15 protein-coding genes and 1 tRNA gene are annotated in these 20,761 nt (G+C 38.0%); all 16 read left to right on the forward strand.

Annotation, left to right across the window (positions count from 1 at the left end; all coding sequences use genetic code 11):
* The first annotated feature begins 7 nt into the window (after positions 1-7).
* The 16 genes from BV60_RS0109375 (at position 8) to asd (ending at position 20,729) form a co-directional block, all read left to right on the forward strand.
* Positions 8-1,921 (forward strand): heavy metal translocating P-type ATPase, encoded by a 1,914-nt coding sequence (locus tag BV60_RS0109375; RefSeq protein ID WP_029321222.1) that lies wholly within the window; start codon positions 8-10, stop codon positions 1,919-1,921.
* Positions 1,914-3,872 (forward strand): serine hydrolase domain-containing protein, encoded by a 1,959-nt coding sequence (locus BV60_RS21905; protein WP_051656625.1) that lies wholly within the window; start codon positions 1,914-1,916, stop codon positions 3,870-3,872. Before BV60_RS0109375 ends, BV60_RS21905 begins: the two co-directional genes overlap by 8 nt.
* Positions 3,873-4,697 carry a purine-nucleoside phosphorylase gene (locus BV60_RS0109385; protein ID WP_029321227.1) on the forward strand — a complete coding sequence of 275 codons (825 nt, stop codon included), beginning with the start codon at positions 3,873-3,875 and terminating at the stop codon, positions 4,695-4,697.
* 31 nt (positions 4,698-4,728) lie between these two features.
* Positions 4,729-6,039: an amidohydrolase family protein gene (locus tag BV60_RS0109390; protein ID WP_029321229.1), complete on the forward strand. Its 1,311-nt coding sequence runs from the start codon at positions 4,729-4,731 to the stop codon at positions 6,037-6,039.
* A 10-nt stretch (positions 6,040-6,049) separates the two neighbouring features.
* On the forward strand, positions 6,050-7,741 hold the full coding sequence (locus BV60_RS0109395) for a MutS-related protein (RefSeq protein ID WP_029321231.1): 1,692 nt from the start codon (positions 6,050-6,052) through the stop codon (positions 7,739-7,741).
* Positions 7,742-7,780: 39 nt separating this feature from the next.
* Complete coding sequence (gene rnhA / locus BV60_RS0109400) at positions 7,781-8,269, forward strand: ribonuclease HI (RefSeq protein WP_029321233.1); 489 nt, start codon at positions 7,781-7,783, stop codon at positions 8,267-8,269.
* Positions 8,270-8,397: 128 nt separating this feature from the next.
* Complete coding sequence (gene fsa, locus BV60_RS0109405; RefSeq protein ID WP_029321234.1) at positions 8,398-9,051, forward strand: fructose-6-phosphate aldolase; 654 nt, start codon at positions 8,398-8,400, stop codon at positions 9,049-9,051.
* A gap of 144 nt (positions 9,052-9,195) precedes the next feature.
* Positions 9,196-12,318, forward strand: a complete 3,123-nt coding sequence (locus BV60_RS0109410) for an EAL domain-containing protein (protein ID WP_029321235.1) — start codon at positions 9,196-9,198, stop codon at positions 12,316-12,318.
* A gap of 4 nt (positions 12,319-12,322) precedes the next feature.
* A complete protein-coding gene (locus BV60_RS0109415; protein WP_029321236.1) occupies positions 12,323-13,282 on the forward strand; it encodes an ROK family protein in 960 nt (319 codons plus the stop codon).
* 57 nt (positions 13,283-13,339) lie between these two features.
* The gene (locus BV60_RS0109420; protein WP_029321237.1) at positions 13,340-13,816 is read left to right on the forward strand and encodes a hypothetical protein; all 477 of its coding nucleotides are present in this window, start codon (positions 13,340-13,342) and stop codon (positions 13,814-13,816) included.
* 52 nt (positions 13,817-13,868) lie between these two features.
* Positions 13,869-14,306 (forward strand): dUTP diphosphatase, encoded by a 438-nt coding sequence (gene dut / locus BV60_RS0109425; protein ID WP_029321238.1) that lies wholly within the window; start codon positions 13,869-13,871, stop codon positions 14,304-14,306.
* Between the two features lie 110 nt (positions 14,307-14,416).
* Complete coding sequence (glgB, locus tag BV60_RS0109430) at positions 14,417-16,960, forward strand: 1,4-alpha-glucan branching protein GlgB (protein ID WP_029321239.1); 2,544 nt, start codon at positions 14,417-14,419, stop codon at positions 16,958-16,960.
* The gene (locus BV60_RS0109435; RefSeq protein WP_029321240.1) at positions 16,960-17,865 is read left to right on the forward strand and encodes a mechanosensitive ion channel family protein; all 906 of its coding nucleotides are present in this window, start codon (positions 16,960-16,962) and stop codon (positions 17,863-17,865) included. Before glgB ends, BV60_RS0109435 begins: the two co-directional genes overlap by 1 nt.
* A gap of 85 nt (positions 17,866-17,950) precedes the next feature.
* Positions 17,951-18,023, forward strand: a tRNA-Thr gene (locus BV60_RS0109440).
* 157 nt (positions 18,024-18,180) lie between these two features.
* The gene (gene argH / locus BV60_RS0109445) at positions 18,181-19,581 is read left to right on the forward strand and encodes an argininosuccinate lyase (protein ID WP_029321241.1); all 1,401 of its coding nucleotides are present in this window, start codon (positions 18,181-18,183) and stop codon (positions 19,579-19,581) included.
* A gap of 62 nt (positions 19,582-19,643) precedes the next feature.
* A complete protein-coding gene (asd, locus tag BV60_RS0109450; protein ID WP_029321242.1) occupies positions 19,644-20,729 on the forward strand; it encodes an aspartate-semialdehyde dehydrogenase in 1,086 nt (361 codons plus the stop codon).
* Positions 20,730-20,761: the final 32 nt, after the last annotated feature.

Consider the following 20,761-nt stretch of genomic DNA (forward strand, 5'->3'; position numbering starts at 1 on the left):
ATAGATTATGACTAGGAAAATGAAGAAAACAAGAAACAGAATAATAGGAGTGCTTGCAGCTTTTATCGTACTTCTGATTGTTGACCATATAGGTCTTTTTGAAGGACTTTCATGGCCTGTAATCTTTGTGATTTATCTTATCCCTTATATTGTGATCGGGTATGATGTTTTGAGAAAAGCATTTATTAACATATCTCATGGACAGGTATTTGATGAAAATTTCCTTATGATGATAGCAACCTTTGGAGCTTTTGCCATTGGAGAGTATTCAGAAGCACTGGCAGTAATGCTTTTCTATCAGATAGGAGAACTGTTCCAAAGCTATGCGGTTGGAAAATCAAGAGCATCCATTACGGAACTTATGAGTATTGCACCTGAATATGCTAATGTGATCCAGGAAAACGGAGAGGCTGTTGAAACTGATCCTGAAGAAGTTACGATAGGCACGATGCTTCTTATAAAACCCGGCGAAAAGATTCCGATCGACGGCATTGTTGTTGAGGGTGATTCCTTTATAGATACTTCTGCAATTACAGGTGAGTCTGTACCCAGAAGGGTAACTGAAGGCGGCGAGGTGATAAGCGGATGTGTAAATAAGGATAGCGTTTTAAAAATAAGAACAACTAAGAATTATGAAGATTCAACGGTTTCAAAAATTCTTGAACTCGTAGAGAATGCCAGTAACAAAAAATCCCGTATGGAGAACTTTATTACCAGGTTTGCAAGATACTACACACCTGTAGTTACAATCGGTGCAGTACTTCTTGCGGTAATACCACCTATTATGGGACTTATGCCATTTGCTGATTCCGTAAAAAGAGCGTGCATTTTTCTTATAGTATCTTGTCCTTGTGCACTTGTTATATCTGTTCCACTCGGATTCTTTGGCGGGATCGGTGCCAGCTCAAAACTGGGTATACTTGTTAAGGGAAGTAACTATTTAGAGGCTATAGCTGAAGCAAGTACACTCGTACTTGATAAGACAGGGACAATTACAAAGGGTGAGTTTAAAGTAACTGAAATAATACAGGCGAATGCAGAGATATCTAAGGAAGAGATAATTTGTATTGCTGCCGGTGCAGAGAAGTTTTCAAATCATCCTATTGCAAGATCTGTTATTGAATACCATGAGGAACTTCATAAAAATAATGATGCTTTAGCAGATGATAACAATGAGCTTACGGAGATTAAGGAAGTACCCGGACATGGCATTACAGCTAAGCTTTCAGGTGAAGATATTTATGTTGGAAATGTAAAACTTTTAAAAGCCAATAATATTGCGTTTAAAGAATCCGATAAGCCCGGCACCATTATTTATGTAGCAAAAGGAAAAGTTTTTATTGGAACAATCATAATATCTGATACAATAAAAGAAGGTGCTGCAAAGTCTATTTCAAATGTTAAAAAGGCCGGTGTAAGTAAAGTGGTTATGCTTACCGGTGACAATGATGATGCTGCCAGGGTCGTAGCAGATAAAGTTGGAATAGACGAGGTGTATTCGCAGTTACTGCCTGCAGATAAAGTTGAAAGAGTAGAAAAACTTCTTGCAGATAATAACAGCGGTAAGGTTGCCTTTGTGGGTGACGGAATAAATGATGCTCCGGTACTTATGAGAGCCGATGTCGGAATTGCGATGGGAAGTATGGGATCTGATGCAGCTATCGAAGCAGCAGATATTGTACTTATGGACGATGACATAGGCAAAATTTCCGCAGTTATTAAAATAGCACGTAAAACGCTTGCAATAGTCAAGGAGAATATAGTATTTGCTCTTTCGGTAAAAATACTGATACTGTTTCTTGGTGCTGTCGGAATTGCGACCATGTGGATGGCTGTATTTGGTGACGTAGGTGTAGCCGTACTTGCAATCCTCAATTCCATGAGAGCCATGAAATGGTCGAAAGAGGATATGAATGGCTAAGTCAGAACTTGAAGTAATACAGCTTTTAATGAAGCTTATTGGACACAAGACAGGCGATATCAGTAAAGTGACATATACTGCTCAAAAACCGGCTTTTCCCGTAAACTGTGAAGGCGAAACAAAGCTTCCAAGGTGCACACCTGAAGAACAGGGTGTTAGCAGTGACTTTATTGAAAAACTATTCAGAAGTTTATATGAAAACAATAGCTGCCATATGCATAAAGCTATGGCAGTCAGAAATGGATATGTGATTGGGGAATGTGCTTTTAAACCATTTAATATGGATTACTGGCACGTTTCCCATTCAATGTGTAAAAGCGTAACAGGTATGGCTATCGGCCTGCTTGTCTACGAAGGAAAAATTAAATTAGAAGACAAAATTGAAGATATTTTCAAAGGAATTAAGGGACCTTTTCAAAGCTTGTTTTCAAGCGGAATAACTGTCAGGCATCTTCTTACAATGACAAGTGGTGCCGCATTTAATGAAGCCGGTGCCATTTCATCAAATGATTGGAGAAAACAGTTCCTGGAGTCACAGACTAATTTTACCCCCGGATCATCCTTTGAGTATAATTCAATGAATTCATACATGCTCTCTGCGATTGTGACGGAAGTTACGGGCGAGAGCATGTTTGATTATTTAAAACCAAGACTGTTTGATCCGCTTGGAATTAAACGGATATTTTGGGAAACCTGCCCTCAAAATATCAACAAGGGCGGTTGGGGGATGTATATAAGAATTGAAGATATGGCTAAGCTGGGACAGTTGTATCTAAATGGTGGGAAATATGACGGCAAGGAGATATTACCGGAGGAATGGGTGAAAGCTGCTACTTCCATGCACATCCCTACAGGTGAGATAACTGCGCCGGGATATGGTTTTCAGCTTTGGAATAGCAGCTCAAGACTGGGCGCTTATACCTTCAACGGTATGCTTGGACAAAATGTATATGTTTTTCCGGATATCAATATGATGATAGTAACCAACGCAGGTAATGAAGATCTCTTCCAAAAGGGCAACATGTCAAGAATCGTTCATGATCAGATGGCAAAAATTGAAGTGGAGAATGGCCCTGTTGAGGTGACGGAGCAAGTAAAAAAAGCCCAGGGTAGTCTTCGTAAATTTATCAAAAGCGTACAGGAAGAACCGGACTTTAGTATGGCTATTCCGAGTGGTGGCTGGAACAATAAAAAGAAGAGAAGTCTTTGCGGAATGAGTTCTAAATTCAGGTATCTTCTTATGAAAACACTTGATGGAAAAAGTTATGATATGGATGATAAGGGTGTTGGTTTTATGCCGCTTCTTATGCAGATAATGCATAATAATTATACATCCGGTATTTCCTCGGTTGGTTTTAAACTTGACAGTTTAAGCGGTGCTTTTTTCCTTTTGATACGTGAAGGTGATACCCTCCATAAGATAAAATGCGGATTTGACGGAAAATCTGCCGTTACCGATATAGACGAGCATGGTGAAATATATACCGTTACAACTGTATCCGAATTTTCAACTGATGAATACAACAGACCTGTTTTAAGAAATGAATTTTACTTTATGGAGGATTCAACAACCAGGGTAATGAATATCTATCTTGGTAAAAGAGAACCGCTTCAGCATGACAGTTCTATTTCTTTTAAAATTGGTAATGCTCCCGAAAATATAGGTATAAGATTTGATGAAGTACCGGGAAGCCGAATGCTTATAGACATACTAAACCAGTTTGGCAATCTTGAAGAAGGAAAAGGTATAAACGGTTTTGTAATTAATAGATTAACGGATTTTGGAGCGCTTGACGCAATTATCCTTGCTATTCAAAATACGGTAAGGCCTAAACTGCACGGTCATATACATGACAAAGAGGCGGATGTAGAGTATTATATTAATAATTCGGTTCCGTTAACGGATTCTGATACTTCAGATGAAGATGATGTAATAATGGAGGATGACTAAATGGCAAATCAAATATACGAAAAGGTTAATAACTGCGTAAAGGCAATCAGAGAAATCACAGATTTTAAGCCACGAGTTGCACTCACACTTGGTTCAGGACTTGGTAATTATGCTGAGCAGATAAAAATTGAGTGCGAGATTTCATATACGGATATTCCGGGATTTCCTGTTTCTACAGTTCCCGGACACGCCGGCAAATTTCTATTTGGTTATGTAGGCGATGTTCCCGTTGTCTGCATGAAGGGAAGGGTACATTTTTATGAAGGATATGATATAAGTGATGTCGTACTTCCTGCAAGAGTTATGAGAATGCTGGGCGCAGAGATCCTTTTCCTTACAAACGCTGCAGGAGGAATCAATTATAATTTTGATGCAGGAGATCTTATGCTTATTACAGATCAGATTTCTGTATTTGTAAGAAATCCTCTGATTGGTCAGAACATTGATGAATTCGGGACAAGATTTCCTGATATGAGCTGTGTATACGATAAGGAACTTAGAGATATTATCGCAAAGACAGCTTTGGAAAACAGCATATCTCTTAAGGAAGGAATTTATGCTCAGCTTACAGGTCCTTCATTTGAATCACCTGCCGAGATTCGCATGTTAAGAAATCTTGGTGCTGATGCAGTGGGCATGAGTACTGTAATTGAAGCGATTGCTGCAAGACATATGGGTATGAGGATATGTGGTATTTCATGTATAAGTAACCTTGCGGCAGGGATGTTAAACGAGCCTCTTTCGCATGAGGATGTACAGAAAGCTGCAGATAAGACAGGACCTTTGTTTGAGAAGCTTGTGACAGAATGTGTTAAGAAGTTTTGAGAAAAAATATTTGGTGTAAAAGGGGTAAGAGATGAGAATAAGGTTTTATAATGCAAGAATTCTCACTATGAGAGAAGAACAGGATATTTTCGAAGGTGAACTTTGGACAAATAATGACAAGATAATTTATTGTGATACAAAGGATCAGATTGAAGCATATTATAAAGAAAATCCTGATTCTATGCTTATTTTTGATCGGGAAATTGATTGCAAAAAAAACCTTTTAATGCCGGGATTTAAAAATGCCCATACTCATTCAGCTATGACATTGCTCAGATCAAGAGCAGATGACATGCCTCTTGCAGATTGGCTAAACAAACAGATATTTCCTGTTGAAGCAAAATTGACCCCTGAGGACATATATTACTTGACACAGCTTGCTGTTTTAGAGTATTTGGATGGTGGAATTACATCAATTTTTGATATGTATCTTACACCGGAATCAATAGCTGATGCATGCCGTGATTCCGGAATGAGATGCGTTCAGGTTGGAGCTGTAAATAACTTCAGCCAATCACCTGAACTTGTTGAGGAGTGCTATAACAAGCTTAACGGAAGAGACAGTTATAATTCATATATATTAGGGTTCCATGCTGAATATACCTGTTCAAAGGAATTGCTTGAAAAAATTGCGGAGCTTGCTCACAAGTATAAGGCACCTGTTTTTACACATATTTCAGAGACCGCAAATGAGGTTATGGAATGTAAAGAACGTTACAATATGACACCTGTAGAATTTCTGGACAGTCTAGGAATGTTTGATTTTGGTGGTGGCGGATATCATCTCGTTCATACCACCGAGAATGATATGGACATATTAAAAAAGAGGGGAATGTATGTAGTTACAAATCCCGGATCAAACACAAAGCTTGCAAGCGGCATTGCTCCCATTAATGATTATCTAAAGAGGGGAATACCTGTTGCTCTCGGAACGGACGGCCCTGCAAGTAACAATTGCCTTAATATGTTCAGAGAGATGTTTCTTACTACCGGTCTTGCAAAGCTTCGTGAAAATGATGCAGCATGTGTTGACGCAAAAGAAGTTTTGAAAATGGCTACGGTTAACGGGGCTCATGCAATGGGACTTATGAATGCAGATGTTCTTGATGCAGGAAAGGTTGCTGATGTAATTATGATCGATTTGAATCAGCCCAATATGCAGCCAATTAATAATATCGTTAAGAACATAGTTTACAGCGGCAGCAACGCTAATGTTAAGCTTACTATGATCGGCGGCGTTATTCGTTATGAAAATGGTGAATATAATATAGGAGTAAGCCCTGAGGAACTATATAAAAAGGCTTCCGAGATAAAAGAGAGAATAAACAAGGAGTTACAATAACGAATAAGGTATGACTGGAATTTGGTTTTTGATAATTGTAACTGCAATAATATTTGCGGTATTTCTTATCGGATACAGAAACAGTAAAATTGAAGAAAAAAAATTTATTATGAAGTGCGCAGACGAATTTGGTTCTGCGCCTTCAGCGCGTCTAAAGAAACAACGTGATGATATTAGCGGCTATTTTAAAGAAAATATAAGTGATTATTCTGTTGATGATATAACCTGGAATGACCTGGATATGCACACCGTTTATGACAGGCTGAACTATTGCGAAACATCTTCGGGCGAAGAGTATCTTTACTATATGCTCAGGACACCGCAGACAGAGGACACCGGTATTTTTGCAAAAATGGAAAAAGAGCTTGAAGCCTTAAGTGGAAGCGAAGACGAGAGATGTAAAATTAAACAATGTCTTCTTCGAGTAGGTAAAAGTGGGAAGTATTCAATTTATGATTATTTGCCGCTTATTGATAAAGCAAATCCGGGCTCTGATGGCTTTCATATATTAATGCTGATCATAATGGCAGGCTCAATCTTTTCAATGGTATTCTTTAATTTTATGATAGGTTTTTTAATTCTTATAACAGCGATGGCTATAAATGTTGTTAGCTATTATAAAATTAAGGCATCCTTACAACCATATATGGTGACCTTTTCGTATGTACTTAGATTGATAAGAGGCGGAAGAGAATTACTATCTTTGGAAGATTGCACTTTTTACGATGAAATTCGTGAAATAAAGGAGTGCACTATTGATCTTAAAAGCTTTACGAAGGGGTCATGGATATTAATGTCAGGCTCTAAAGTGATGGGCAGTGGAAATCCTATAGATATTCTTATGGATTATGCCAGGATGCTTACGCATATAGATTTAATTAAATTCAATTCAATGTATAGAAAGTTACAGGACAAAAAAGAATCGGTTCACAAGCTTACTAAAGACATAGGGTATATTGATTCTGTAATGTCTGTATGTTATTACAGGGCCTCACTTGACAGGAATTATTGTAAGCCCGAATTTTTGACAGAGAAACATTATGAAATAAAAGAAGGTTGTCATCCGTTAATGAATGCTCCTGTTCCTAATACATTTACAGCGGACAGAGGATTTCTTATTACAGGGTCAAATGCTTCCGGAAAATCAACATTCCTTAAAATGTGTGCTATCAATACGATTTTGGCACAAACAATACATACCTGTATTTGTAAGGAATACAGAGCATCTTTTTTCAGAGTTTTCAGTTCAATGGCACTTAAGGATGATCTAAATCTGGGTGACAGCTATTATATGGTTGAAATTAAATCACTAAAAAGAATTCTTGATGCCAAAGATGATTCCAGGGCTGCAGTATTGTGCTTTATTGATGAAGTCTTAAGGGGAACCAATACTGTTGAAAGAATTGCTGCTTCATCTAAGATACTTGAATTTTTTGCCAATCATAAGGATAGCGTTATGTGCTTTGCAGCCACGCATGACGGGGAGCTTTCCGATATACTTGGAAAGCTTTATGATATCCGGCATTTCGAAGGAGAAATGAAGGAAAATGATGTGCTGTTTGACTATAAGCTTAAAGATGGTCCCGCAACAAAAAGAAATGCGATCAATCTTTTGAGGACTATAGGATACAATGACATGATCGTCAGGGAAGCAGAAAATATGGCAATTAGATTTGAAAATACAGGAGACTGGACCTTATAAAGGTTTGAAGACAATTTTGATACTTAGGAGACAAAAGAAATGAAGGTTACTATATATTCAGACGGATCCGCAAGAGGAAATCCGGACGGCCCGGGAGGGTACGGAACAGTTATCCAGTTCATTGACAATAACGGAACACTGCATGAAAAAGAACTGAGTGCAGGTTACGATAAAACCACTAATAACAGAATGGAGCTAATGGGTGCAATTATGGGACTCGAAGCTCTGAACAGACCTTGTGAAGTTGATCTGTATTCGGATTCCAAGTATGTGATAAGTGCTTTCAATGAGAATTGGATAAATGGCTGGATAAAGAAAAACTGGAAAAAATCAGATGGAAAGCCTGTTAAAAATATTGAGCTTTGGAAGAGACTTCTTGAAGCTCAGAGCAAACATAAGGTTACCTGGAACTGGGTAAAAGGCCATGACGGGCATCCTGAAAATGAAAGATGTGATACTTTGGCAACAACTGCTGCGGACCAGACTGAAGAATTCCTTTTGCATGACGACGGTGGAGACTTAAAATGAGCAACAATTGCAATTAAAATAGCATTTAATGAATTGTAAAATAATTTAGATGTGCTATTATAGTTTTTGGTGTGAAAAACTTAAGTTAAAAATGCTTCGGGATATATCCTGAGCGGAAGGAGTTAATTATGAAATTCTTCTTGGATACTGCTAATGTTGAAGACATTAGAAAAGCAAATGATATGGGAGTTATCTGCGGTGTAACAACAAATCCGTCCCTTATTGCAAAAGAGGGTAGAGATTTTAATCAGGTAGTAGCAGAGATTGCTTCTATCGTAGATGGACCTATTAGTGGTGAAGTAAAAGCTACAACTGTTGACGCTGAGGGCATGATTGCCGAGGGCCGTGAAATTGCCAAGATTCACAAGAACATGGTTGTAAAGATTCCTATGACAGCTGAGGGACTTAAGGCTTGTCATACACTTGCTGCAGAAGGCATCAAGGTTAACATGACACTTATCTTCACAGCAAACCAGGCTCTTCTTGCTGCCAGAGCAGGTGCTGCATTCGTAAGTCCTTTCCTTGGAAGACTTGATGATATAAGCACCAGAGGAACAGATCTTATCTCTGAAGTTGCTCAGATTTTTGACCTTCACGGTATTGATACAGAGATCATTGCTGCATCTGTTCGTCATCCTATGCATGTTACAGACTGTGCTCTTGCAGGTGCTCATATTGCTACAGTACCTTTCGGCGTTATTTCTCAGATGGTTAATCATCCTCTTACAACAGCAGGAATTGAGAAATTCCAGAAGGATTATATCGCTGTATTCGGTGAATAATTACATATAACGTTTATTGAAGGAGTATCACGACACGTGATGCTCCTTTTTTTAATAATTTTTTATATAAGATTAATAGTTTTTAAGTCATCATTTTGCTAACATTTAATTATGAAAATTTACTAAAATGAGGCTGGTATTATTATGACAATAAGAGAAGGCGAACAGGGTTCGTCAGAGCTATACCAGAAGGATGAATTTTTAAAAATTATTGATTCGAAAGCAGAAAATGATGAATTATCTGCTTCTTTTTGCTGTGTTTTTATAGTTGTTGAGAATTTTAGACAGTATTACATGAATTATGGCTTTGATGAAGGCTATCAGGTTCTGACTTTTGTAAGGAAAAAAATCAGAAATGCTTTTCCTGTTGATATAGCCTCTAAAATCGAAGACTCCGAATTTGCTGTTATTACAGATATTGATGATGTGGAAACCTTCATAATTAGAATCCAAAAGGATTTTGATGAAGTATATATCCATACCGGAATGTCACTTCGTGCCGGTATATATCCAATATCAAAGGATGATAAGAGTGCTGAAAAAATTCTTGTAAATGCCAGCATTGCCTGCACAAACGGTGAAAGAAAGTCTGATGGTATTTCTGTTTTCAACAATCAGAGTACAGACAATAAAATTCTTATGCAGCATTATGTGGTGCATCATCTCGAACAGGCAATAGAAAATGGTGAAATATCTGTTTATTATCAACCGATTTTTCATACTTATTCCGGAAAAGTGTGCGGCCATGAAGCTCTTGCCAGGTGGTTAAATTCTGAATATGGAATATTATATCCGAATGATTTTGTACCGGTTCTTGAACACTCAAAGAAGATAAATCTTCTGGACTGTTTTGTTATAAGACAGGTTTGTAAAGATTTAAGTGACATAAAGAAAGACACCGGATTAGATCCTGTACCTATTTCGATCAACCTGACAAGGCTGGACTTTGAACTGGCCGATATGCTTAAGGTTGTAGAAACTGAAGTAGAAAGGTATGGACTGTCAAGAAAGCTTATTCAGATTGAAATAAGCGAAGCTGAAATAACGACAGACAGAAAAGGCATAAAGAAGGAACTTGAGAGATTTAGGGATAAGGGCTTCACCATCATATTTGATGATTTTGGAAGCGAATATTCATCACTTCATATTCTGAATGACATGCCTTTTGATGCTGTGAAAATAAACAGTAGCTTCCTTGAGGGATATAACTATGACAAAAAGCCAAGGATTATGATGAAAAACGTAATCAATATGGCTAAAGAACTTGGGATACATACAATGATGGGAAGTGTAGAGGATGAAGAAATTCTTGAGTTCTTAAAGCAGGCAGGCTGCGAAAAAACTCAGGGACATCTTTACAGCGAAGCTGTACCCATGTGGTATTATCCTGAAGGCGGATATCCTTTTGAGTATGAAAATGAAAATGAGAGAAATTTCTATAATGAAATCGGAAATGTAAATATACTTTCTCAAACACCTATAGAGGAAAAGCATCTTGACGAGAACGAAGTGATTTTCCTTAATCAGCTTCCTCTTGCAATGCTTGAATACGATGGGAATTCTTTCAGAATTTTGATGTACAGTAAAGATTTTAACGATATTTTTGAGCCTCTTTTTGCAGGGGATATAAAATTTATTGATGATCTTTTCAATTCGCCAAGACACTCTTTTGCGCGAAATGTCAGATCCCTTGCGGCTCAGTGTGTTGATAACGATGCGATACATTCGATGGAGTTTGTTACAACTGCAGGTTATAACAGACTTATGCTTAGAAGGATTACAGGATCAAAGGAGCTGAAGAAGACAGCGATACTGGCTACGGCAGAGGCAATATCCGAAAACGATGCAGGAACAAGAGCAGTTCAGATGAATATGCATTTGAAATTCCTCTATATGATATATAACAGAGTGGATATTGTGAATGTAAGCGAAGACTCTTTTGAAACGGTTTATGAAAATCACGCTAAATATAATCAGACTATGCAGAAGGGGCCGTTCTCAAAAGCAATAAAGAGCTTTGCAAATGATGCCATATACAATGAGGATAGAGAAGGGTTCCTTGAATTCTATAATCTTAATAATCTTGATGAAAGACTTAATGAATATAATATAGACCATTTGACGGATTACTTTAGAACCATTGATGCACAGGGGAATTATAACTGGCTGATGTACCTTTTGATTCCTATTGTTTCTGAGGGCAATAGGATGTTTATAATGGGATCGAGAAGCATTGATTCAGAAAGAATGAGAAAGCTCCCGGATATAAGCCAGAGTGGCTCGGAATACTATGATATGCCCAGTGATCCGACTTTTCTTTTGCTTGCGAGTGACGCTTTTACAGATACCCTTGGATATGGTTCTTTTGAGCAGTTTATAAGAAATACTTTCTATCTGGAGGCTAATCTGACAGAGAACAAGACTGTTTATATGCATCTTGGACAGAGCGGGCTTATTTCGGATTTTGGTGAAACCGGTTATATTGAACTACCCTTTAGTGATGTTACAAAGAGCATGGTTTTTTCACAGGTAACTGATGAAGACCAGGAAAAAATGTATGAGTTCTATGATAGAGACAGGTTACTTTCGGAGTATGAAAAGGGAATACTTTCCGGAAGAATGGTTTATCTTGAACGCACAGGTACAAATGATCAGCCAAGATATCAAAATGCATGCTATCACATGCGAAAGACAAGGCAGAATGATACGGTTCATATTTTTATTCTTAAATATGATATTGATCAGTTTAAGAGAACAAATGAAACTATCAGAAACCTTGCCGAGAGAGATACACTTACAGGCTTGTTCAATCGAATGACTATAGGAAAAGTATACGAATCTCTGGTTGAAAATGAAGATACCAAATCATTGGCAATGGTGCTTTTGGATCTTGATCACTTTAAACAGATTAATGACAATTACGGTCATGACTGCGGAGATAAAGTTATTAAGGATGCAGCAAGAAGAATGCAGAATAATCTTGGAGAAGACTGCTATCCTTCAAGAATAGGCGGAGATGAGTTCTTGGTTATCATCAGGAATCAGAGTGAAGAAAATATAGATTCACTGCTAAAGGCATTTTCCGAAGATTCAAAGACAATTGACTATAACGGAGAAACGGTAAAATATACAATGTCTTTAGGATATTCTGTATACCCTGATGACGGAAAAGCGTATAATGAATTATATAAAAATGCCGACAAGGCTTTGTATTATGTAAAAGAAAACGGTAAAAACAATTATGCCAAGTACAAAGAGCGGAGGTAAAAAAATGGCTGATAAGTACAATATCTGTCTGGATATCGGGGGAACCAAGATCCTTGGTGCGATTTTTAATGAAAAGAAGGAAATAGTATTCAGGCTTAAGAAAAAGACAAAAGAAGCCGGCGATGATGCTGATAATGTTGAAAAAATGATAATCAGCGTTGTCGAAGATATGATAAGGGATTCTGATATCAAGAAAAAAGATATTAAAGCTATTGCAGCCGGAGCTCCGGGAGTTATAGATCAGGGAGCAGGCATTATTCTTACTTCACCTAATTTGCCATGGACAAATTATGATATAAAATCATCAATTGAGAAGAAATTCGACATACCTTTTTATATCGGAAATGATGTAAATGTCGGAGTACTTGGCGAATGGAAATATGGCGTTGCCAAGGGGTATAAAAATGTTGTCGGATTCTTTGTCGGAACCGGTATGGGTGGTGGACTTATTCTGGATGGCAAAATGTTTACCGGTAACAAATATAAAGCAGCTGAGTACGGACACATGATCCTTGATCCGGAGGGACCGCTTTGCGGGTGTGGACAAAGAGGCTGTCTTGAAGCTTTTTCAAGTAAGAAAGGAATGAGCTCTTATATATTGCAGCAAACAGCCAGAGGACGCAAGAATATGCTGTCTGAGACTATAGAGAACGGTGTATTTAAGAGTAAGAACCTAAAGAAGGCAATAGCTGCAAAAGATGCAGTAACTCTTGAAGCTGTTGACAGAGCATGTCATTATCTTGCCGTTGCGACAGGTAATATGATAAATACCATAAGCCCCGATATTGTTGTATATGGTGGTGGTGTAATGGAAGCAGTTGGTGATTTCTTTATGGAAAAGATTCTGGCAGAGGTTGATCGTTATTGTATGCCGTCCATAAGGAGTACTGTAGAACTTAAAAAAGCAGCTCTTGGGGATGACTCAAATATTTATGGAGCACTTGCCATGATAGAGGATATGTAAGATAATAAAACCTGTTGCGGGGATACCTGTAACAGGTTTTTTAGTGGAGGGAACTGAATGAAAAAAGTATTCGATAAGGGGAAGCTTTTGGCTGTCTTTTTTATTGCTGTGTTTGCGGCGGCAATTTTTCTTATTGTTTTCATGCTTAAAATGTCAGATGAACTGAGAAAATTCAAAGTAGATATGTTCGTACTCTGTAATGAAGCTGATATCTGTGTGGGCAATGGACATGATGGTAAATACAGGATAAGTGAGGATAATCTGAAAGCACTTAATTCCATAATGTCATCTACCAGAGGAAAATTCACGCTTCAGAATCCTGAAACTATTGATACAATAAGCTTCGAATTCAAGCATGAGGGGAATAAGTGGATTTTAAATATATCAGATGTAGGAGACAACAGATTAAGAGTTGATCTTACCGGCCAAAGGAAATATAAAATCTTTATCAGTAACAACAAAAAGTATGATGAGTTTGTAAGAGTGGTTTCCGAAAAGGGCTATATAAGTCCGAATAAGAAGTTCGGAAACTGATTTATGCTTATAATATTTTTTTATAATAAAGGAAGGAGTTTATTTAAATATAATGAAGGTAAACATAAAAAAACTTACTGAAACAGCAACGCTTCCGTCAAGAGGAAGTTTTGCAGCTGCAGGTTATGATCTTTATGCCGATTTGCAGACGGAAGTAACTGTAAAACCGCATACTACCGAGAAAATCGGAACCGGCCTTGCAATGGAGATTCCTGACGGATATTTTGGCGGGATATATGCCAGAAGCGGAATTGCAACAAAGGAAGGGCTTCGCCCTGCAAATTGTGTAGGTGTTGTTGATTCAGATTACAGAGGAGAGATAATAGTTGCTATACATAATGACTCCGACTCAGACAGAACCATAACTCCTGCAGAAAGGATAGCTCAGATAATTATTCAGCCATTTTTATCCGTAACATTTGAAGAAACTGATGAACTTGCTGAATCTGAGAGAGGCACTGGTGGGTTTGGCTCAACAGGAAAGAAATAAATATATATTTCAAATTATGCTATAATAATCAAGGATTGCATATGTCTTTTTAATGCAAGCAGATAAGTATATTTTTTATATAAAAAATTATATAGATGCGGAGGGAGACTATGAACAACAAACTATATAAACTTATGAACTGGCCTGAGATTGAAGAAATTATATATTCTGACGGAGATGATCCGCATCGAATCTTAGGTGCTCACAAGGTTGGTTCCAACCTTCTTATCCAGACCTTTTATCCTATGGCTGCTGAAATAGAGGTTGTTCCTTCAACAGGAACCAAGACCTACAAAATGGAACTTGCTGACGAAGCAGGCTTTTATGCTGTTCTTGTTCCATTTAAAGAAAACTTCAAATACAAATACCGTATTAAGTTTGAAAACGGCGATACCAAGGAAATAATCGATCCTTACAATTTTGCGCCCAGAATGGACCGTGAGGACTTTATAAAATTCAATAGCGGTATTCATTACACAATCCATGATAAACTTGGCGCACATGTTACTACAATTGATGGTGTTAAAGGATGCTCCTTTGCTGTTTGGGCACCTGATGCTTCAAGAGTAAGTGTTATTGGTGATTTCAATGAATGGGACGGCAGAGTAAATCAGATGCAGCGCGTGGATCACGCAGGTGTATTTGAAATATTTATTCCCGAAGCCAAGAATGGTGATGGATATCAGTTTGAAATAAAGACAAAGGGTGGCGTTATTTTCAAGAGACCGGATCCCTATGGATATGCTTTTAAAGATAAGGAAAATGAAGTTTCACAGGTTGTGGAAATAAACGGCATCAAGTGGAATGATGCAGCCTGGATTAAAAATCGCACGAAGTTTAACAGAGATACTGACGCATTATCTATTTGTGAATTATCCCTGGATTCATTTGCTGCAAAGCATCAGAATCATATTCCCAATTATGAGGAGCTTGCAAAGGAAGTTCTTGAATATGTTCAGAATCACGGATTTAATACTATTGAATTAAAACCCATTATGGAACATATTCCCGGACATCATTTCCATATAAATGGATTTTTCTCTGTTCAAAAGAAATACGGAACTCCGGATGACTTTATGAAATTTGTTAATATAATGCATGAAGCCGGCATTAGAGTAATTATGGACTTTGTTACAACATTTTTCCCAAAGCTTCAGTGCGGACTGAATTCATTTGACGGGCAGGCACTTTATGAATATCCCGATCCGAGAATGGGAGTACATCCGAGAACCGGAGATCTCATCTTTGACTTTGGAAGAAAGCAGGTAACAAATTTCCTTCTTTCTTGTGCTCTTTACTGGGTGGATACATATCACCTGGATGGGCTTAGGTTGGCTGACATTGCCAAGATCTTATATCTTGATTATGACAGAAAGCCGGGGCAATGGATTCCTAATATGTATGGCGGAAATGAAAATCTTGAAGCTAAGGACTTTTTGTGCAACTTCAATTCCGTGCTTAAATCAAAGTATCCCGGAGTGCTTACGCTTACAAAGGAAACCTCCTGCTGGCCGAGAGTTACAGGTGAGACAGATGACGGCGGACTGGGCTTTGACTATAAATGGAATAATGGCTGGACAAAGGATTTCCTTGACTACATTCAAAATGATCCATTATTCAGATCCGGAAATCATAATGAACTCACATTTTCACTTGTTTATTGCTATACAGAGAGATTTGTACTTGCGTTTACACATGAAGAAATCGGTAAAGGGTTAGAGGGACTGTATGACCTTATGCCCGGAGATTCTTCACAGAAGATGGCCGGTGTACGTCTTGCTATTTCATATCTAATGACACATCCCGGTAAGAAAATGCTTTACATGGATCCGAATGAACTTAGCATAGACAATGCCGTATTCCTTGAGAATATGATTCATTCACTTAATGAAATTTATTATTCAAGACCTGCTTTACATCAGATTGACATAAATGATAGCGGTTTTGAATGGATAAACAGCATGGCTGCTGAAGAATGCATGATGTCATTTATCAGAAAAGGTGAATCCGATTCAGATATGCTCATCATAGTTGTTAATATGGCCGGAGTGGACAGAACCTTTGAAGTAGGTGTTCCTGCAGACGGAAAATATTACGAGATATTCAACTCTGATGATACCTGCTATGGAGGTAGCGGAATAGTTAATGCGGGAAGAATAGAAGCCGAATTTAGTGAGGCTGACGGCAGACCGTATTCAATTCCCGTTAAGCTTGCTTCATCATCACTTGCTATTTTCTCTTACACAGCTTATACAACTCAGGAAAAGAAGATCAGAAAGATTCGCGAAGAAGAAGCAAATAATAAGATGCAGGAGCGCGAGAGAACTCTTAGAGAGCTGAAAAACAGACAGGAAAAAGAAGAGGCTGAACTTCTTAAGGAATTGCATGAACGTTATGAGAGAGAGCTTGCTGCTCAGGAAGAAGCAATTGAAAAGAAATATCAGCAGATTGAAGAAGAACGTATTTCAAGCATAGTTTCAGAAGCTGCGCTCAAAGCAGTGACAGGTAAGAAGACTACTGCAAAGAAGAGTACTTCTACAAAATCAGCATCTAAAGCAGGTACTAAAAAAACAGGTACGAAGGCAACCGGAAAAGCATCTGCCAAAAAGGCTGAGAATACAGAGAATACTGACAAGAAGGAAGATGATAAATAATGTTTAAAATGTTACCCCTTACTGCAACTGCTACAGCGGAGAGCGCGATTGAGACTATAGCGGAGGTAACAGGCAATGAAAATTTGAAGCCGGGAGTCATTGAGAAGTATTTAAAGGATCTTCCGGACAGAGCTTTCTCTCTTTTGATGAAGGCAGTGCTTGCCATTGTGATTCTTGTAATTATGTGGCAGGTTATCAGGATTCTGGCCAATATTGTTGAAAAATCTCTTAAAAAAACCAAGATAGAGGATGCAACCGCAAGGTTTCTTGCCAAGGTTGTAAAAGTATCGCTGGAGATTTTGCTTGTTTTTTCACTGGCATCCGCATTCGGTATGGATACGGCAAGTATAGTAGCTCTTCTTGGATCTGCAGGTGTTGCAATAGGTCTTGCAATACAGGGAACACTTTCTGATTTTGCCGGAGGTATTTTGATACTTCTGGCAAGACCTTTCAGAGTTGGTGATTATATCATTGTAGGCAGTTCGGGAATAGAAGGAAGCGTTACAGAAATATCACTTATAAATACGAGAATGCTTACAGCTGATTTCAGAAGAGTTGTTATCCCTAACGGTACACTTGCAGCTGCTACAATAACCAACAATAACGGGAATTCAATGAGAATCCTTGATACTATGGTTGGCATTTCCTACAGTGCTGATATTGATAAAGCAAGGGCTGTCGCAACAAAGGTGCTTGATGCTAACGAATACATTTCTGATAAATACGAAAAAAGTGTCTATGTGGATGAACTTGCTGACAGCAGTGTTAACTTAAGAATCAGAGGCTGGGTTAAACCTGCGGATTATTTAAAGGCAAAATGGTCAATGAATGAGGCGGTAAAAAAAGCTTTTGATAAAGAGGGAGTTGAAATACCATTTCCTCAAGTGGATGTTCATATGAGATAAATGAAATTTTAATTCTAAAATGCTTGTCAAAGGATGTTATCACATTTATAATGGTATCTGTGCCTTGCAAAAGGCACAGATATGTGCTGGAATAGCGCAGTTGGTAGCGCAACTGATTCGTAATCAGTAGGTCGAGGGTTCAAGTCCCTTTTCCAGCTTTTGAATAATATTTACAAAACTCACGTGAAATAACGTGAGTTTTTTTATATTCTGATTACTTGTATTCACTTTAACACTATGATAAGTTAAAGAATAAATTGTTGTATTAAATTATTGAGTATATTTATACAATACAAGTGATTAAAGGAGATATTTATGGCACAGCTATGGGGAGGAAGATTTCAAGGCGAAATCAGTGAACTTGCCTGGAAGTTTAATGCATCCATATACTTTGATAAACGACTTATAGATGCAGATGCAATCGGAAGCAAAGCTCACGTAACAATGCTTGCTAAGCAGGGAATTATTTCCAATGAGGAATGCGAGCAGATAAAAAACGGTCTTGATGAGATACTTAGGGATGTGCGTGAAGGAAAACTTGAAATAACTGATAAGTATGAGGATGTTCATAGTTTTCTGGAAGCAAATCTTATTGAAAGAATTGGCAATGCAGGCAAAAAGATGCATACGGGACGATCCAGAAATGATCAGGTAGCCCTTGATATGCGTTTGTTTGTGAGAGAAGAAGTGAAAAATACTGCTGAAGCGTTATATGGCATGTTAGATACACTTAACACAATAATGAAAGATAACATACATACTTATATGCCCGGCTTTACACATCTTCAGAAGGCTCAGCCTGTTACACTCTCACATCATCTTGGTGCATACTTTGAAATGTTTTACAGAGATGCTCAAAGGCTAAATGATGTTTTTGTAAGAATGAATTTTTGTCCGCTTGGTGCAGGAGCACTTGCGGGTACCACATATCCACTGGACAGAGATTATACGGCTGAACTTTTACAATTCTATGGCCCCACAAATAACAGTATGGATTCAGTTTCTGACAGAGACTATCTTATTGAATATTTGTCTGCGCTATCACTTATCATGATGCATCTTTCCAGATTTTCAGAGGAAGTGATCATATGGAATTCTAATGAATATAATTTTGTGACAATAGATGATGCTTATTCAACAGGTAGCAGCATAATGCCACAGAAAAAGAATCCCGATATCGCTGAGCTTGTAAGAGGAAAAACAGGAAGAGTTTACGGCGCACTTAATTCACTTCTTGTTACAATGAAGGGAATACCACTTGCGTATGATAAAGATATGCAGGAAGACAAGGAAGTCAGCTTTGATGCGATAGATACAACAAAAAACTGTATTTTATTATTTACTGATATGCTAAAGACCATGAAGTTCAATAAGGACCAAATGGAAAAAAGTGCAATAAGAGGCTTTACAGATGCAACAGATGCAGCTGACTATCTTGTAAATGCGGGTGTTCCATTCAGGGATGCGCATGGAATTATTGGCAGAATTGTTTTACACTGTATAGATAAGGGCTTAGGTATTTCTGATCTTACGATCGATGAGCTTAAGGAATTTGCACCTGAATTCGATAATGATATATATGATGCGATAAGTCTTAAAACATGTGTAGAGAAGAGACTTACAGTCGGTGCTCCCGGCCCTGAAGCTATGAAAAAGGCAATCCTAAGAAATGATGAGCGCCTTGACGTTTTTTGGACACATTTGAACGATATATAACTTTTTGAATGATGTTTCAGTTTAAAAATATTTTTTTATATATGTAAGAGGAGAGTGAAAAAATGAGCGAGAAATTAAGAGTAGCAGTTCTTGGTGCAACAGGTATGGTAGGTCAGAGATTTATTACCATTCTGGAAAATCATCCATGGTTTGAGGTTGCTGTTGTTGCGGCAAGCCCCAGAAGTGCAGGTAAAACATATGAGGAGTCTGTTGGCGACAGATGGAAGATGGAAGTTCCCATGCCTGAAGCTGTAAAGAAGCTTGTAATAAAGGATGTAACCAATGTTGAAGAGGTTACCAAGGATGTTGATTTTGTTCTTTCAGCAGTTAACATGTCTAAAGATGAGATCAAGGCTATTGAAGAAGAATATGCAAAGACAGAGACACCTGTTGTTTCAAATAACAGTGCTCACAGATGGACACCCGATGTACCTATGATCATTCCGGAAGTTAATCCTCAGCATGCTGATGTAATCGAATTCCAAAAGAAGAGACTTGGTACAACAAAGGGATTTATTGCAGTTAAGCCTAATTGCTCAATCCAGAGCTATGCGCCGGCACTTTCAGCATGGAAAGAGTTTGAACCTTATGAAGTTGTTGCAACAACTTATCAGGCTATTTCAGGTGCAGGAAAGAACTTCAAAGAATGGCCTGAAATGGAGGGAAATATCATTCCTTTCATCTCCGGTGAAGAAGAAAAAAGTGAAAAAGAACCTCTTAGAATCTGGGGAACTATTGAAAATGGTGTAATCGTACCTGCCAAAAGTCCGATTATTACATGTCAGTGCATAAGAGTTCCAGTTTTATATGGACATACGGCTGCAGCTTTTGTAAAATTTAAGAAGAAAGCTACAAAAGATGAACTTATTAATTGTCTTGTGAATTTTAGCGGTAAGCCACAGGAGCTTGGTCTTCCAAGTGCACCTAAGCAGTTTATTCAGTACCTTGAAGAGGATAATCGTCCGCAGGTATCTCTTGATGTAAACTACGAAGGTGGTATGGGGGTAAGTATAGGAAGACTCAGAGAAGATACAGTTTATGATTGGAAATTTGTAGGTCTTTCTCACAACACACTAAGAGGAGCTGCAGGCGGAGCTGTAGAATGTGCAGAACTTCTCAAAGCACTGGGATATATAAACAAAAAATAAAAAGACATAATTTTTAACTTGGGGTGAGGACT

The sequence above is a fragment of the Butyrivibrio sp. AE3004 genome (assembly GCF_000703165.1).
Classification (GTDB): domain Bacteria; phylum Bacillota; class Clostridia; order Lachnospirales; family Lachnospiraceae; genus Butyrivibrio.